Genomic DNA, 17312 nt, shown 5'->3' on the forward strand with positions numbered 1-17312 from the left:
CGATGCGGGGCTACGTGTTATATAGGGTGTGTGGCGTCTGGGGTAAAAAGCCGCGGGTGCAAAATAAAACGGTTGTTCCGGTGCGAAGAAGTGTCATGATACGCAAAATAGGTGCCGTTGAGCGAGACATTCAGGGCTGAAACAGGGTACTCTATAGTGTAGTAAAGACTGTTGAACGATCCGAGAGCGATGCGCCGCGCGCGCTGTTCGCCTCGGACAGGATGAAAGAGGGGGTCACGCCATGGGGCGCGGCCGTCAGAAGGCTAAAGCAACTAGGCAGGCTCGGGAGATGAAGTACTTCAGCCCCGAGACCGACTACAGCGCACTCGAGCGCGAGCTCAGCAGCGCGAAGAAAACGAAGTCCTCCGATTCGTCCCGCCGTCGCTATGACGACGAGGACGACTACTCGGCATACGCAGAAAAGTACGCGTCCTACGAGGATGAGGCATAAAGAATACGCGGAATGATTCGGTGTATATCGACCGAGCGTATTTCATAGATGATGAACCGGCTTGAGGCCCCGCACGGGGTGCTCAGCCGGTTTTTTCGTGCCCGCAGTTTTTGAGGATGCACTCTCAGGCGTGTGCGCGAGGACAGGTTGCCCGCGGGGGTTCTTGACTATGCGGAACACAAAGCCAATACACATGTTTATACATAGATATGCATAGCGCCATCTGGTAATAAAGCATAGGCAGTAATAAAAAAGTTTGAAATGAATAAGTATACATAGCTTCTGCACAGCTTAGTCATGCCTGGCACAGAGAATAGCCCGGCATTCTAGAGACATGAACAACGAACAGAACATGACTCAGAACATTGACCAGACCACCCAGACCGCGGCTGAACAAGCAACTGCCGCACAAACCGCCGCAGAGCAGAAGCTAGCCAAGAAGAAGCTCACCCGTCGAATCTTCATCGGCGGCGGCCTCGGCGCACTCGCAGTAGTCGGCGGCGGCGCAGGCTGGGCATACAACCGCTACCTGGCAGAGCACACCGAAATCGAAGACACCACCGCCTACGAGGCGGCAGCAGCTCAGGCAAACGCAAGCGCCTCCGGCTCCGCCACCGCAGACCCCACCGAACTGACCGGCGTGAAGGTCAACGGCCAGAGCCTCACCGCTAACGAAGGCTCGATCACCATCACCTCCAACACCACCGGCAGCGGCTCGGATGCGGTCGTCTCCTTCGTAGCAGACATCAAGCTCGACAACGCAACCCTGCTGCGAAGCGCCTTCGCCAACAACAAGTTCGGCCAGAACATCATCGACACCCCCTCGAACATTGCCTCCGAACACAATGGCATCTGGGCGATCAACGGTGACTACTACGGCTTCCGTACCACCGGCATCGTGATCCGAAACGGTGTTGTCTACCGTGACTCCGGCGCTCGCGAGGGGTTGGCTTTCTACCGCGACGGCTCCGTCAAGCTCTACGACGAAACCGCAACCAACGCCCAGACCCTCGTCAACGAGGGGGTGTGGAACACCCTCTCCTTCGGCCCCGCACTGGTCAAGGACTCCGCAATCGTCGACGGCATCGACAGCGTCGAGGTGGACACCAACTTCGGTAACCACTCCATCCAGGGCTACCAGCCGCGAACCGGCGTGGGCGTGCTCGGCACCAACCACCTGGTCTTCATCGTGGTCGACGGCCGCTCCACCAACTACTCGCGTGGCGTGACCATGCCCGAGTTCGCCCAGATGTTCAAGGACCTCGGCTGCGTGAGCGCCTACAACCTGGATGGTGGTGGCTCCTCCGCCATGGTCTTCAACAACAAGCTGGTCAACCGCCCGCAGGGTGGCACCAAGGAACGTGGCACCAGCGACATCCTCTACATTGCAGGGAGCGCATCGTGATTATCCTGATACCCGCCTATAAGCCGGACCAATCACTGGTCCGCCTTGCCCGGGCCCTGCGCGAACAGGACCCGGACGCCGAAATCCTCGTGATTGACGACGGATCCGGCAGCACCTACGCACCCATCTTTACCGAACTGCGCATCGACGGCGTGACCGTGCAGATCCACCCCGCCAACAAAGGCAAGGGTGCGGCACTGCGCACCGGCATCGCCTGGGCGAAAGCAAACCGCCCCGACGAGGTCATCGTCACCGCCGACGCGGATGGCCAGCACCTACCTCGGGACATCTTCCGTGTGGGCGTGCGCACCGAAACCGCCGCGGTGGCAGGGCAGCGGAGCATCATCCTCGGCGTGCGTACCAAGCCCGACCCGAACGCCGGCGAAGAAGGCACCAGGGTGCCGCTGCGCTCCAAAATTGGCAACAGCGCAACCGTAGGCTTCTTCGCCCTGGCGACCGGAGCCCGCGTGGCAGACACCCAGACCGGTCTGCGAGGCTTCACCCCGCAGATCCTGGACTGGCTACTGCAGATTCCCGGCGATAAGTACGAGTACGAGTTCTCCATGCTGCTGCGCGCAACCCGCGCAGACGTGGAACTGGTGCAGGTACCCATCGTGAAGGTCTACGAGCCCGGCAACCCGACCAGCCACTTTAGGCCCCTGCAGGACTCGGCGCTCATTTACGCACCGCTGCTTGCCTTCCTGGCATCGTCTTTCCTGACCGGCTTCCTCGTGGATGCTATCGCCCTCTTCATCCTGGTGGGCTTGGGTGCTCCGCTCCTGGCAGCCGTAGTCGGTGCACGTATCATCTCGGCGCTGACGAACTTCACCGTCAACCGAATGCTCATGCACGACGGAGGCGCACGCCCCTCGGCATCTTCCTCGCTGGTGCGGTACGCCGTGCTGGCGGTGGGTATCCTCGCAGCCAACGCGGCTCTCATGGAAGCCCTAACCGGTCTGGGCGCGTCCCTGCTGGTTGCCAAGATCCTGACCGAGCTGATCCTTATTCCGGTCAGCTTCGCGGTCCAGCGCCGCTGGGTTTTTCTACCCGCCAAGAGTCAGGAAAAGCTGCGAGCGAAGGAAATTGCCACCAACGCACCTTCGGGTCTGCGCGCGGTGAGCTACGAGTCCGCTCGCATGGAGGCAGCCGGTATCCGTACCGGTGTGCGCGCCTCCCAGGTACGCCCCTAGCGGCTAGTTCACTAGGGGCTACCTACAAAACTTCTCCCACCTGTCAGTCGTGAGGGTGGGTGGGAGATGCAAGCTGCAGCACCAAAAGCCGCAGCGTTTCTGTTCACGAAAAGCCCCCGCTGAGAAAACTCAACGGGGGCTTTTTGTATGTGGCATCCTTCAGAAGCCTATTGGCTCACCGGCTTCCGAGCTGGCAACATGCCGATTACTGACCGGGAATCAGGCCGTGAGCAGTAATCAGGAACGGCGGGTTGTGGTTAACAGCCGGGTTAGTCACGTAACCAACACGAGCCGCACGGGTCGGGTGCTTGGGTGCACGCTTCGGCCAGGGCTTTGCCTGCGGGTTCGGGTCCTTCTTGCCCTGCACCATAGCCAGTGCGCTCGCGGCGTTCACAATGCCGGAACCGCAACCGTTCACATCGCAGGTGAGCGGCTTGGAGCTCTGCTTCAGAATCTGCTTTGCACGCTCAGCGTTCAGCGAGGGATCCACGGACTTCATTAGAGCAATCACGCCAGCAACCTGGGGTGCCGCCATGGAGGTGCCGTCGTACTCGGTGTAGCCCGCACCCTTGGAAACGGTGGTGCCCAGGTCCACGGTGGACATGATGCTACTGCCGGGGGCGCTCACATCAACAAGCTTGCCGTAGTTGGAGAAGTCGCTACGCTTACCGTTCTGGTCGGTAGCGCCCACCACGATCGAACCGCCGCAGTTAGCCGGAGCGACCTTGGAAGTGTCCTGACCATCGTTACCAGCAGCGACAACGAGAATCGCGCCGCGCTTGTTCACTTCAGCAATAGCCTTGGAGTAGGTTGCGGGGCAGGTGCCTTCGCCGCCGAGGGAGAGGTTAATGATCTTGGCGGGGTTGGAGTTCGCAGGAACGCCTTCAACGGTGCCGCCGGCTGCCCAAACCATTGCATCCGCAATGTCGGAGTCGTAGCCGCCGCACATGCCCAGGGCACGCACGGGCAGGATCTTGGTGGAGGGTGCCACGCCGACGATACCGCGCTTATTGTTCATAATCGCCGCGATGGAGCCGGCAACGTGGGTGCCGTGCCAGTTCGACTCGCTTGCCTCTGCATCAGCACCGCAGACGCCCGCTTCTTCCCAGTTGCCCTGGTCGGTCGGGTCGGAGTCGCGGCCGTTGCCGTCACGAGCAATGGAGGGCTCGGTGATGAAGTCGTAGCCGGGCAGGACGTTAGCGTCCAGGTCGGGGTGCTTGACGATGCCGGAGTCAATCACAGCAACGGTCACGCCGGCACCCTGGGTGGTCTTCCACGCTTCGGGGGTAGCCAGACCCTTGGTGCCGTGCAGGTTCCACTGCTGCGGGTAGAGGGTGTCGTTCGGCGCCACAACCTGGTTCGACGCCTGGGCAGCCTGGGCTACCTGAGCGACCTTGGAGTTTGCGGCGGTACGGGTGCGTGCGTTGGAGCGGCGCAGCAGGTCGGGCTCAACCGACGCGACGGAGGGGTTAGAGCTCAGCGCCGCCATGTACTTCTCTGCCTGCTCCGCGGTGAGCTTGGAGGAGAGAGTCACCACGGTTGCCTTCTGAGCGGTGGTGCGTACGTAGCTGGTCTTGATTTTGAAGAGGTCATCGACGCTCTTCACCTCGGAGGTGAGGCCCCGGTAGAGGGCGTCGTTCCAGGTGGCGACCTGGGTGCCTGCGGGGCTTGCCCAGTTGATGCCGCCTGCGTTTAGTGCGCTATCGGTGTAGGTGATAACGAAGCGGTTGAAGCCTGCCTTCTGCTGCTCGGAGCTGAGGGAGGAGATGGTGGTGTGGGCTTTGGCGTGTTCGGCGCTGTTGGCCTGTGCGGGTGCCGCGAAGGATGCGGGGGCGCCCAGAGTCGCGACGAGTGTTGCTGCAGTACCCAGGCTCAGTGCGGTGCGTGCGACACCGCGTGCTGAGGGGTGAGTGGTAAAAGACATCGGGGTCCTTTGCGTATGTGAGTGCCGGAAGCGGCATGTGGGTTGGTTATTCACTCACATAAATGCACCTTTGAGAAATTTTTTGCATTCTTTTGCATATTTGCTTGTGAGGAGCGAATAGAAAAAGAAAATGCACATCACTGCATTGATGTGTATTTTTCTCTAAACCCCCGTGCGGGAGTTCATCGGAAGTAGTTTATGTGGTGAGATATCGCTATCCTAGCACCTTTTTCTATGTTTGGCGGGGCTAAAACTCGATAGTGTGGCGTAAATAATGAGATTTTTCTTTCATGTAAATGCAGATAAAGAAATGCCTAGTCGGAATATTCTCGCGACTTAAAGTAGTGATTTAAGTTTTACTCATCTATGCATAAAATGACCTGCATCACAAAGGTTATTTTATTCATAAAGTAACTGAAAAAGGGTGCTAGAGTATCTCACGGTGCGTACCCGTGCACGCACATTGTGGAACCACTTCACAGCACACACAATGCACCAACACCTCACTCTTCCGTATTCACTCGTACCGAGCACACGCCCTCAACGCGAGACGGCAACGCTACGCCGCATCGTGCGCACCCGGTACCACTCACCTCAAGGACGTCCATGCTTCGCATTGCTCGCCCCTCGCAGGCACGCTCCTCACAGCGTTCCCTGCTGAGCTTCGTCACCGCAACCTGCCTGCTCTCGGCAAGCGTGATCCCCGCCGTGGCGGCACCCACCGCGCAGGCTACCCACGCAACCCAGGCTTCTGTGGCGACACAGGCTTCTAACACCACCCAGTCCGCGCCCGTGGCATACAACCGCTTCATCATCACTTACACCGATGAGGCGAAGAACGCCGCCTCCACCGATGCCACCGCAGATCAGATTGACTGGTCCGCGGCCGCCGGCACCCAGCAGGCAACCTGGAACGACGCACTCTACGCGGGTATCACCTCCGAGGTGCAGAGCATTGACGAGCTGCTGAACATTAAGACCAGCTACGTCCGCTCCACCGCGCTGGATGCCAGCGTGGTCACCACCTCCGCAGAGCTCACCCCCGCTCAGGCCCAGCAGTACATGGACGCCCTGAGCGCGAACTCCAAGGTCGCCTCCGTGTCGCCAGATATGCGCCGCTACGCCACCGTGGATAACACCTCGGAGACCGTCAAGATCAACGACCCGAAGATGAACCGAATGTGGTCCCTCACCGGTGAGAAGGGCATCTCCGCCCTGGAGGCGTGGGGCACCACTCGCGGCAAGGGCGTGACCGTGGCGGTGCTGGATTCCGGCATTACCGCCCACCCGGACCTGGACGCTAACGTGCTGCCCGGCTACGACTTTATTGCCGAGTCGGCGTTCTCCAACGACGGTAATGGCCGTGACTCCGACCCGACCGACGCCGGTAACTGGACTGTGGACGACCAGTGCTTCACCGGTTCGAAGGCGACCGCCTCCGACTGGCACGGCACCCACGTGGCGGGCACCATTGCCGCTATTGCGAACAATAACGAGGGCATTGCCGGTGTGGCACCCGAGGCGAAGATCGTGCCCGTGCGCGTTCTGGGCGCCTGCGGTGGCTTCGACTCAGACATCACCGACGGCATTATTTGGGCTGCCGGTGGTAGCGTGCGCGGCGTTCCTGCGAACCACCATCCTGCCCAGGTCATTAACATGTCCATCGGCAGCGAGGGCACCTGCACCACCCCGTACCGCCAGGCGATTGCTCAGGCGAATAAGCGCGGCTCCATCGTGGTCGTCGCAGCGGGTAACAACAACTTTGATGCCTCGAAGTCCAGCCCCGGCAACTGCGAGGACGTCATCAACGTGGGCGCAACCGATAAGAACGGCAAGCGCTCCTACTTCTCCAATTACGGCTCCCGCGTGGACGTGAGCGCGCCCGGTGGCGACCGCCGCTACTGGGGTGGCGGTATTCTCTCCACCCTGAACGCCGGTAAGACCGCTCCCGGTAAGGCTGACTACGCCGAGTACCAGGGCACTTCCATGGCGGCACCGCATGTTGCCGGTATTGTGGCGCTCATGAAGGCGGTCGACCCGAAGCTGACGTACGCTCAGACGAAGAAGGCCCTGCAGTCCACCTCTCAGGGTGTTGAGTGCGACCAGTCCGCGTGCGGTTCCGGCATTGTGAATGCGGCGCGCGCGGTTCAGCAGGTCCGTTCCGACCGCGAGGCTGCGGATGCTGCCGCGGCTGAGGCGGCACGCAAGAAGGCTGAGGAGGAGGCCGCACGTAAGAAGGCGGCTGAAGAGGCGGCACGCAAGAAGGCTGAAGAGGCGGCACGCAAGAAGGCTGAAGAGGACGCTAAGCGTCAGCAGGCCCCCGCACCTAAGGCAACCCCTGCACCGAAGGTGACCCCCGCTCCTAAGACTAGGACCCGCCCGTCCCGCCCGGTGACTCGCCCCTCCTACCCGTCGCGTCCGCGTCACGGCCACACCCCGCGTTACCGCTCCTGGTACGGTGCTTCTGCGAACACCTACCCGAGCAGCGGTTACCCGAGCAGTGCATACCCGAACACTGGCTACCTGGGCTTTGCGACCGGTAACCGCCGCTAGTCAAAACTCGTTTTAGATACGAAAAGCCCCCGATGAGTTCTCTCATCGGGGGCTTTTACTATGCGCTGTCGACTGGGCCTGATGGGGTGTCGGTAGCGGATAGCTTATTGCTCATTGACCTCGCGGGGCTTCTGCGCGGGGTTGGTGACCAGCGGTTCGTCCTGGGTGATGGGCTCGGCGTCACCGTTCAGGTCGTAGACCTGGGCATCTTCGGGGATTTCCATGGCGGGCGCGCCGGGAATTCGGTCGTAGTCGCCGGTGAGGCTCTCGCCGTTGGCTCCTGCCGTGAGAGCTTCTGCTGTCGCCTCGGCTGCCTCGTCGGTGGCGGCCCTGTCTGCAATCTTGGTGTTGGACGCTCCGGCGCTCAGGCCCTTAGAAATAATCTTGCGCGGTCGCAGGTAGGTCACCCTGCCGTTCGCGTCCAGGTTTCCAGCCTTTTTAGCCAGGTTGAAGCTGTTGATAATACCTCGGCTGCAGAAATACTTATCGCACTTGATGCGGTTTCCCCCCGCGAGGGTGAACGCCTCCTCGACCTGCTTAGTGGTCATGGAGGTGCCGTTGACCAGCTGCTGCGCCAGCAGGGCGGAGACGTGCGGTGCCGACATGGAGGTGCCGCTCTCATAGTCGTAGCTGAACTTAGTGTTATCAGGGCGGTCGAGGCTGTTCATGGACAGGGTGAGGATGTCCTCACCCGGTGCCGAGATGTTAACCCTCGTGCCGTAGTTCGAGAATGATGCTCGCGTGCCAGCCTTGGTGGTTGCACCAACCGTGATGACGCCCATGCAGTTGGCGGGCGCGTACTTGGACGCCTCCGTGTTGCCGTTACCTGCCGCGGCGACCACGATTGCGCCCTTGGAGCGTGCAATGTTGATGGCGCGCTGGTACGCGGCGGGGCATTGGGTTACGGTGCCGATGGACATATTGATGATCTTGGCGGGGTAGGCGTTGTCCGGTACTCCGTCAACGTGTCCGCCGGCAGCCCAGATGATGGCGTCGGCAATGTCTGAGGTGCGGCCACCGCATCGGCCCAGTACGCGCACGGGCTGCACGCGGGCGAGGTCGGCAACGCCGACGATGCCCATGCGGTTATTGCCGCGGGCACCGATAATGCCAGCAACGCTGGTGCCGTGCCAGGTGGAGGTGTGGGCGTTCGCCTGGTCCTTGCAGAGGTTGTAGGGTGCGTAGTCGCCTTCATCCCTGGGGTTGGGGTCGCGGCCGTCGCCGTCGCGGGCGCTGAGCGGGTCGCTGACGAAGTCGTAGCCGTTCGCCATGCCGGTAACCAGGTCGGGGTGCGGCACGTAGCCGGTGTCAAGTACGGCGACCTTCACGTTTGCGCCGCGGCGCAGGCGCGCGTTACCGGTGTTCTGAACGCCGGTGGTGGGGTTGGTGAGGTTCCACTGCTTGCTGTACTGCGGGTCGTTGAACTGGAAGGTGATGTCACCCTCTGCGGCGGGGTAGTTGATGTAGTCGGGCTCGACGGAGGCTACATCCGGGTCGGAGGCGACCTTCGCCATGAACTCCTTCGCCTCGTTTTTGTTGAGGGTTTTGGAGGTCTGGATGACGGCGTCATCGGTGGAGGTGTTGTGCAGGAACTTGGTGTCGACGTTCAGTGCTTCGCTGACGACGTCGACGGTGTCCATGATGTCGTCAACGATGCCGCGGACTGCATCCCACTCGCCGTCGCGCAGCATTTTGCGCTGCTTGGCTTCGTTGGTGTAGGTGACGATGAATCGGTCGAAGTTCTGCTGGGGGAGCGTGCCGGGTGCCGCCACGGTGGGGGTGGTGGGGCGTGTTACGCCGTTGCGTGTGAGGGTGAGGGGGCTGACGGGCCCTTCAATCTGGGGCGCTGCCTGAGCTGCTGCCAGGATGGCTTCGTCGCTGGGCCCCTGCGCGAGGACGGCGGGTAGGTCGCCTCCGAAGAGGATGACGCCGGCGGCGAGCAGGCTCAGTGCTGCGCGTGCGGGGCGCTTGCGGCGGCGGTTATCGATGCAGTGGTTATCGATGCGGGGGCGAGGAGGTGTTTCGGTGCGCTGCGCACCGATGTATGGAAGCCTCATCTGGTTCTCCTGATGTAGGTGGTATGCGAACTGTGTGATGTGTACTGGTGTTTCCGTCTGTAGGTGCACGAGGTGCGTATAGGGTTTTTACGGGGCAGCAAAAGGGACCTGTTTTTGGGCGCGCTGAAGTAATGAATGGGGTGAGGGAATAGTGTTTTGTAGACCCTTTTTCGTACCGGAAGAACCCTTTTTGGACGGTGTGCAACGTACATTTCTAAGGTATCACTTCAAGGTGAACTTGAGGGATTTTTGAGGTGCTTTTCACGGGTTAATGTGCAGAAAATCAACCTCTGGAGACTGAATAGTGCCCAATGATTGAGAGTTTATGTAAGTAAAGCTTGAGGGTTGGAATATGCGAGGCAGGATATGCGGTACCTCTTGCTGACAGGGGAGAGGAATAAATGTTTTAACACTGTGGTGCAAGCACTGAAATGCATTAAAAATGCAGTTGATAGCAAAAAATAAAAATAGCCTGAAATGCGCGTGAAAATAAATAAAAAGCTGGCATCAATACACTGGACAGCACGCACCGCCGGTAGACACACACACAGACCGGGGCGGCCACCGCGTCGGTGACCGCCCCGGTCTATAGAATCATCAGCACCAGCAAACTGGCGCTCGCAATCTACTGGAGAAAGCGTCCTTAGGAAGCGTAGGAGCCCAGCAGGCGAACCGCTCCGCCGTCCACGCCCTTAGCTCCCTGAACGTAATCGGGGTTGTTAGCCTCGGGCTCGCCGGCGGCAACAACGTCACCCATAATCCAGGAGGGGATGCCGCGGTCGTTCAGGCGCTTGGTAGCGGCCTCAGCCACGGAGGGATCAACGATAGCAATCATGCCCACGCCCAGGTTCAGGGTGCGCTCCAGATCGGCCAGGGGCACGTTGCCCAGCGAACCGATCAGGGAGAAGATTGCAGGAATCTGCCAGGTGGAGCGGTCCACGCGACCCTCCAGGCCCTGGGGCAGAACGCGAGCCAGGTTGGCAGCCAGGCCGCCGCCGGTCACGTGAGAGAAGCCGCGCACACCGCTACCGGTGGTGCCGTCCTCACCGTTGACGGGGAATGCTGCCGCCAAATCCAGGCAGTCTGCCGCGTACACGCGGGTGGGTTCGAGCAGCTCTTCACCGATGGTGCGGCCCAGCTCGTCCACCTGACGCTCCAGACCCCAACCGGCAACGTTCAGGACCTTGCGGACCAGGGAGTAGCCGTTGGAGTGAATACCGGAGGACGCCATAGCAATCAGTACGTCGCCCTCACGCACGCGCTCGGGGCCGAGCAGCTCATCTGCCTCGACCAGACCGGTTGCTGCGCCCGCGACGTCGTACTCGTCTTCTGCGAGCAGGCCGGGGTGCTCAGCGGTTTCGCCGCCAACCAGGGCGGTACCAGCCTGTGCACATGCGCCAGCGATACCGCGCACAATGTCAGCGATACGTTCGGGAACGACCTTGCCAGTGGCAATGTAGTCGGTCATGAACAGCGGCTTCGCACCGCAGACCACGATGTCGTCCACGACCATGCCGACCAGGTCGTAACCGATGGTGTCGTGAATATCGAGTGCCTGCGCGATAGCGACCTTGGTACCCACACCGTCGGTGGAGGTAGCCAGGTAGGGCTTGCGGTACTTGACGAGCTCGGAGACGTCGTACAGGCCCGCGAAGCCGCCCACGCCACCAACGACGGAGGAGTTGTGGGTCGCCTTGATAGCGCCCTTCATCAGCTCAACGGCGCGATCGCCAGCCTCTACGTCAACACCTGCGCTCGCGTAGGTTACGGTGGTGGTGTTCTCGCTCATTAGGATTCCTTCGGGGTAGCGGTAGCGGAGGAGTTTGCGGGGATGCGGTCCTGCTCGGTGAGCAATGCCTCGAGGTCGGCGTCGGGGCCGGGGTTGCACATGCCCATACCGGCGTCGTCTGCGGCAACCTGTACTGCGGAGGGATCGAACTTCGTTTCGAGAGTTTCGGTGCCTTCGCGGGTCTCAATGGAGACGGCCTCAGCATGCTCAGGCTTGGAGGGGACGGGGCGCTCCACGGTTACCTCAGCTGCCTTGCCGGCGAGGGGTCCGCCCTTGCCCTTCTCCGCGGAGTCGAAGAGGGACTTGCCGCGTCGTTCCTCACTCGGCAACTCAATCGGGTATTTGCCGGTGAAGCATGCGGTGCACATGTTTTCGGCGGGCTGCTCGGTGGCTGCCATCATGCCGTCCTGAGAGATGAAGCCGAGCGAATCGGCACCCAGGGAGGACGCGATTTCGTCCACGGACAGGCCGTTAGCGATCAGCTCCGCGCGGGAAGCGAAGTCAATACCGTAGAAGCAAGGCCACTTCACGGGCGGGGAGGAGATGCGCACGTGCACTTCCTTCGCGCCAGCTTCGCGGAGCATACGCACGAGGGCACGCTGGGTGTTACCGCGAACGATGGAGTCGTCAATGACGACGAGGCGCTTACCTGCAACCACAGACTTGAGCGGGTTCAGCTTGAGTCGAATACCGAGCTGGCGGATAGTCTGCGAGGGCTGAATGAAGGTTCGACCCACGTAGGCGTTCTTGACCAGACCGTTACCGTAGGGAATGCCGGACTCTTCGGCGTAACCAATAGCAGCCGGAACACCGGATTCGGGAGTGGGCATGACCAGGTCAGCTTCAACAGCGTGTTCGCGGGCAAGCTGACGGCCCATCTCTACGCGGGATTCGTAGACGCTACGGCCGGAGATGGTGGTGTCCGGGCGAGCGAGGTAGACGTACTCAAAGACGCAGCCGGCGGGCTTAGCTTCTGCGAAACGCTGGGAACGCAGACCGTTCTCGTCAATGGTGATGAACTCGCCGGGCTCCACTTCACGCACGAAGGACGCGCCGACAATATCAAGTGCCGCGGTTTCGGATGCGACAACCCAGCCACGCTCCAGACGACCGAGCACGAGGGGGCGTACACCCTGCGGGTCGCGTGCAGCGTAGAGGGTGTTCTCGTCCATGAAGGTGAGGCAGAAAGCACCGCGCAGGGTCGGCAACAGGTCGAGTGCTGCTTCTTCGAGGGAATCGAAGTCATGCTCTGCCAGTAGAGCCGTAACGAGTGCGGTGTCGGTGGTGTTACCCTGAGCAAGCTCACCGTGCTTGGGGGGCTTGCCACCGTTCTTTTCGAGAATACGCTCGTAAAGGTCAGCGGAATTGGTGAGGTTACCGTTATGCGCCAGGCAGAGCGTGCCGTGCGGGGTGGTGCCGAGGGTGGGCTGTGCGTTAGCCCAGTGGGATGCGCCGGTGGTGGAGTATCGAGCGTGGCCGATAGCATGGTCGCCGGGCATGGAACTGAGGGTGGCTTCGTCAAAGACCTGGGAGACCAGTCCCATATCTTTGTACACGTGGATGCGTTTGCCGTTACTGGTTGCGATACCTGCTGATTCCTGGCCGCGGTGCTGGAGCGCGTACAGGCCGTAGTAGGTTAGCTTTGCCACGTCCTCGCCGGGAGCCCAGACACCGAAGACGCCGCAGGCGTCCTTGGGGCCGTGGTCAATCGGATCGAGGTCGTGAGTGAGTTTTCCGTCGGGGCGAATCAATTCACTTCTTTTCGACGATGGGACTGCGGATGCGTCTGTGCAAGCGCAAGATTAGGGCGTGTTGCCGCACTCACACCTGCCTGTGTGTGCCGTAGCATACACCAGACCTTTAAAAGTGTACCGGGTTTCGGAGCCGATGCGGTGAAAGATACGCTAAATACCTCAGGATGGACCACTAGAACAGGCACCAAACACGCCAAATCACGAAAACTGCGTGGACCTGTGAGCTCGTAGCGAATTCTAGAAGAGCGGCAACAAACCCGAAAGGTCACTACGCTCACCCGACGCATCCAGCGCACCGGCACTCACCGCCTGCGCCCACGAACAGGCACCCAGAACCAGCGCCGCCCACACGAGTGGACGCGCCTCCACCACGGACGGCGGGGTACCGCGCGTATGGCGAGGACCCGCCACGCACTGGGTCACGCCCAGCGGGGGCACGCGCACCTCCACGCTATTGCCGGGGGCGAGGGTTGCCAGCTCTTCCAGAGTGAAGCGCACGAAGGTCGCACGCACCGAGCGGGGGAACGCGGCAAACGCCTGCTCCGCCTCGGGGCTGTTCAGCAGGTACTCGCCTCGGGCCTGCAAATCTGCAGGCTCGCCGACTGCCGCACACTGCGCCTCAAAGAAGGCACGCACTTCGCGTACCGCCGCCATGCCGTCTGCTTCGCTAGTTTTACGTCGAATCGCCACGACTAGTTCTCTTCCGCGGCGCCGGGAGTCGGGTTCTCGCGGGCGAAAAGCTCCTCATGTACGCGCAGCTCGCCCACCTCAACCGGCTTACCGTCCACGAAGCCGCCGGTCACCGGGTGAACTACCAGCGCGAGTAGGCGCTCGCATTCCTCGGCGCTCAGGTAGCCGCCAGCGGCGAGAGCGCGCAGAGCCACGGCGTACATGGCGCGGTGCGAACCGTCGCTCATCTTCACCACCACGGACGCGCCCGAACGCAGACCAATGCAGAGCACGCCCTCCGCACCGCCCTTGACGATCGCGTCCAGTTCTTCGCTGAGCACGGTGTCGGGGGAGCCGGGCGCTTGAATCAGCTCGGGGTAGTCCACCATGGCGGTCGCGACCGTGGAGGCGCGCGCATCCGCCCCGAGGTTGCGGATTGCCGCACCCAGGGTCGAGTAGGCGCGTGCAGCACCGGCCAGGGAGACGGCGTGCACGGGTGCGCCGCAGCCGTCAACGCCGATTGCGGCTACGGGCTCGCCGGTGAACGCCTCAATTTCTTCGGTGATGACCTGTTGCAGCGGGTGGGAGGGGTCGAGGTAGTTGTGTAGAGTCCAGTTCTGCGATCCCTCTTCGAGGTCGCCGCGCTCAAGCTTGGCGGTGCACGCCCACAGGAATGCGGCGTGCTTGCCGGAGCAGGGGTGCGCCAGGGCAGTAGCGGCAAGGTTCGCCTGAACCATTGCCTGGCGTGCCTGCTTGTCGGAGGGGAGCGTGGGCTTGAGCGCCAGGTTTGCCGGGGTGAGCGGGTTGGTTTCGGTGCTGCCCTGGGTGAGTACGTCCTGCACGGCGCGCATCTGCTCGAAGGTGCCGCGGTGCGAGCCGCAGGCGATGGCGACCTGGGAGCCGCGCAGGGGTGCGCCCGCCTTCATGGATCCGATGGCCTGCAGCGGCTTGGCGGCGGAGCGCAGGTAGAAGGGCTCGTGAATGTCGCCGAGGGCAAGCTGTACTTCGCCGTCGGGGCCCAGCAGGATGAGGCGGCCGCGGTGGCGTGCCTCAATGAAGTTGTTGCGGGTGAGCTGCGCGAGTTCTACGTCGAAGGTGCTGCTGTGGTCGGTGGTGTGAGTGGTTGCCTGTGGGGTGGTGCTGTTGGTCATTCTTCTAGTTTAAACGGGGCGTGCGGCTTGACCCTATTTGTCTCTGGTGGCGCGGAGCTAGGATGGGCTGGCACCGTCGAGGGAGAGCCCTGTGAAGAGATTCACGTTTACTGCGAGTTGAAGCTATGAGTAATTCATTTTTATAATTGAAGTGTGCTCAAGCGCAACGGGTAAGACTAAGGTAAGTGAGCGAGGCGCAGCCCGCACGAACCGAAAAACCCAGCACCGCATAGGACCGACCACGATTGACGCCCGACGAACCATTCTGGCGCCTCGACGTACCGCCTCATGAACATGGCGATGACCAAGGCAGCGGCAGATGAGCAAAACCCCACCCCGTCAATCGATGAGCTATGAGTGTATCCACGGTTCATCATCTCTGACATGCCCCAATATGCAGTCTGAGAACGGGCGTAATGTATCCAGTACGCAATTGATGCAGTCCCGGGGCCTCTATATCTAGGCGAAACTAGTTAGACGTGACCCGGTACGAGTATGCATCGCTTAATGCCCCTTACCCCTCAACTCACTCTTGATTGGTGAGCGGCAAACCATGTAAAGGAGTACATCCATGGCAGAGCAGAACAACACCTCCGCAAACACCTCCGCACAGAACGTCTCCCCCAAGGGTGGCGTGGGCGTGGATTCTGAATTCCACGCAAAGTTCTTCCCCATCCTGGCTCGCGTTGCTTCTGTGACCGCAGTGCTCATGTATGTCTTCTACTTCCCGCAGATTATCGGTAACCTGAACGGTCACAAGGGTGACTGGATCCAGCCGCTGGTCGCTGCGGTGAACTGCACCCTGTGGGTTCTGTACGGTCTGTGGCGCCCCAAGAAGGATGTTCCGATTATCATCGCGAACCTCCCGGGTATTGTCTTCGGTGGTGTGGCTGCCATTACCGCCCTCATCTAGTGCTTTTAGCTTGATTCGGTAGCTTCGGTTACCGCGCTGTGCGGCTCTTCTCTAGCGTGCATTCTTACGAATGTGCCGCTACATGAGAAGAGCCGCATTTTTAGTGAGCCCAGCTCACGTTTTTAGAGTGATACCGGGTACCCTGAATAGCATGAAGGTTTTGGTACTGGGCCCCGGCGGCCGCGAACACGCAATTATTCGAGCGCTTCTGCGCGACCCTGAGGTAACCGAGGTGCACAGCGCCCCCGGCAACGCCGGCATTGCCCAGGATGTTCCCGTCCATGCAATTGATGCGAATGACCCCGCCCAGGCAACCGCCCTGGCACGCGAACTGAACGCCGACCTGGTCGTTATTGGCCCGGAGGCGCCGCTGGTCGCCGGTGTTTCTGACGCACTGCGTGAGGCGGGTTTTGATGTTTTCGGCCCCTCCGCAGCTGCCGCTCAGCTGGAGGGTTCTAAGGCTTTCGCTAAGCAGGTCATGGAAGAGGCTTCCGTGCCGACTGCCCGCGCTTACGTGGCAACGAATGCTGCTGAGGCGCAGGCTGCCCTGGACGAGTTCGGTGCACCCTATGTGGTGAAGGACGACGGCCTGGCAGCAGGTAAGGGCGTTGTGGTGACCGAGGACCGCACCGCAGCACTGGAGCACGCTCAGGCTTGCTTCAACGCTGGCGGTACCGTGGTCATCGAAGAGTTCCTGGACGGCCCCGAGGTGTCCCTCTTCGTCATTTCTGACGGTAAGAACGTTCTGCCGCTGTCCCCGGCTCAGGACTTCAAGCGCATTTTTGACAACGATGAGGGCCCGAATACCGGCGGTATGGGCGCCTACACCCCGCTTCCCTGGCTGCCCGAGGGCTTCGTGCAGGAGGTCGTGGAGAAGGTTGCCCGCCCGACCGTGGCTCGTATGGCTGAGCGCGGCACCCCGTTCGTGGGTGTGCTCTTCTGCGGCCTGGCTGTGACCAGCCGCGGCGTGCGCGTTATCGAGTTCAACGCCCGCTTTGGCGACCCGGAAACCCAGGCGGTTCTGGCGCGTCTGCGCACCCCGCTGGGTCAGCTGCTGCGTGCGGCTGCTCGCGGTGAAATTTCTGAGGGTACCGAGCTGGATTGGGATCCCCGCACCGCAGTTGACGTGGTTATGGCTGCTGAGAACTACCCGGACACTCCCCGCAAGGGTGACGTTATCTCCGGCCTGGATGAGGCGAACGCCCTGGAGGGCGTGCACGTGATTCACGCGGGCACTGTCGCATCCGAGGAGGGTGTGCTGACTGCTGGCGGTCGTGTGCTGGCTGTTGTTGCTCTCGGCGATGACCTGGCTGCCGCCCGTAACGCCGCCTACGAGGGTGTTCGCGCTATCTCCTGGGCTGGCGCGCAGTACCGCACCGATATCGCGCTGAAGGCTGTGGAGAACCGCATCCACATTCCCGCTCCGCGCGGCTAAAACCTAAGGTGACCGGCTTCC

12 protein-coding genes are annotated in these 17312 nt (G+C 61.3%); 6 read left to right on the top strand and 6 right to left on the bottom strand.

The window, feature by feature from the left end; translation table 11 throughout:
- Positions 1-241 precede the first annotated feature (241 nt).
- From HMPREF2845_RS01450 to HMPREF2845_RS01460, 3 genes are all read left to right on the top strand, one after another.
- Positions 242-451 (top strand): DUF3073 domain-containing protein, encoded by a 210-nt coding sequence (locus HMPREF2845_RS01450; RefSeq protein ID WP_005504588.1) that lies wholly within the window; start codon positions 242-244, stop codon positions 449-451.
- Between the two features lie 334 nt (positions 452-785).
- Entirely contained in the window at positions 786-1856 is a 1071-nt protein-coding gene (locus tag HMPREF2845_RS01455) for a phosphodiester glycosidase family protein (protein WP_049340949.1), read from the top strand.
- Complete coding sequence (locus HMPREF2845_RS01460) at positions 1853-3046, top strand: bifunctional glycosyltransferase family 2/GtrA family protein (RefSeq protein WP_070633707.1); 1194 nt, start codon at positions 1853-1855, stop codon at positions 3044-3046. The genes HMPREF2845_RS01455 and HMPREF2845_RS01460 overlap by 4 nt, the downstream gene beginning before the upstream one ends.
- A 205-nt stretch (positions 3047-3251) precedes the next feature.
- Here the strand turns inward: HMPREF2845_RS01460 and HMPREF2845_RS01465 are convergent, their stop codons facing one another.
- A complete protein-coding gene (locus HMPREF2845_RS01465; protein WP_049345723.1) occupies positions 3252-4970 on the bottom strand; it encodes a S8 family peptidase in 1719 nt (572 codons plus the stop codon).
- 606 nt (positions 4971-5576) lie between these two features.
- Between HMPREF2845_RS01465 and HMPREF2845_RS01470 the strand changes: the two genes are divergently transcribed.
- Entirely contained in the window at positions 5577-7523 is a 1947-nt protein-coding gene (locus HMPREF2845_RS01470; protein WP_070633708.1) for a S8 family peptidase, read from the top strand.
- A gap of 104 nt (positions 7524-7627) precedes the next feature.
- On the opposite strand, the gene HMPREF2845_RS01475 is transcribed toward HMPREF2845_RS01470, so the two are convergent.
- The 5 genes from HMPREF2845_RS01475 to HMPREF2845_RS01495 all read right to left on the bottom strand — a co-directional run bounded on the left by HMPREF2845_RS01475 (position 7628) and on the right by HMPREF2845_RS01495 (position 14943).
- Positions 7628-9580, bottom strand: coding sequence for a S8 family peptidase (locus HMPREF2845_RS01475; protein WP_070633709.1), 1953 nt, complete (start codon positions 9578-9580; stop codon positions 7628-7630).
- A 643-nt stretch (positions 9581-10223) separates the two neighbouring features.
- Positions 10224-11369: a phosphoribosylformylglycinamidine cyclo-ligase gene (gene purM, locus HMPREF2845_RS01480; RefSeq protein ID WP_005504604.1), complete on the bottom strand. Its 1146-nt coding sequence runs from the start codon at positions 11367-11369 to the stop codon at positions 10224-10226.
- Positions 11369-13120, bottom strand: a complete 1752-nt coding sequence (purF, locus tag HMPREF2845_RS01485) for an amidophosphoribosyltransferase (protein ID WP_049347203.1) — start codon at positions 13118-13120, stop codon at positions 11369-11371. Before purF ends, purM begins: the two co-directional genes overlap by 1 nt.
- Before the next feature lie 240 nt (positions 13121-13360).
- Positions 13361-13813 (bottom strand): sterol carrier family protein, encoded by a 453-nt coding sequence (locus tag HMPREF2845_RS01490; RefSeq protein ID WP_053089030.1) that lies wholly within the window; start codon positions 13811-13813, stop codon positions 13361-13363.
- 2 nt (positions 13814-13815) lie between these two features.
- On the bottom strand, positions 13816-14943 hold the full coding sequence (locus HMPREF2845_RS01495; protein WP_070633710.1) for an asparaginase: 1128 nt from the start codon (positions 14941-14943) through the stop codon (positions 13816-13818).
- Positions 14944-15514: 571 nt separating this feature from the next.
- Between HMPREF2845_RS01495 and HMPREF2845_RS09385 the strand changes: the two genes are divergently transcribed.
- On the top strand, positions 15515-15856 hold the full coding sequence (locus tag HMPREF2845_RS09385) for a hypothetical protein (RefSeq protein WP_171840176.1): 342 nt from the start codon (positions 15515-15517) through the stop codon (positions 15854-15856).
- Positions 15857-16007: 151 nt separating this feature from the next.
- Positions 16008-17291, top strand: coding sequence for a phosphoribosylamine--glycine ligase (purD, locus tag HMPREF2845_RS01505; RefSeq protein WP_049349823.1), 1284 nt, complete (start codon positions 16008-16010; stop codon positions 17289-17291).
- Positions 17292-17312: the final 21 nt, after the last annotated feature.

It is taken from the genome of Rothia sp. HMSC065B04 (assembly GCF_001812285.1).
In the GTDB taxonomy this organism is placed as follows: Bacteria; Actinomycetota; Actinomycetes; order Actinomycetales; family Micrococcaceae; genus Rothia; species Rothia mucilaginosa.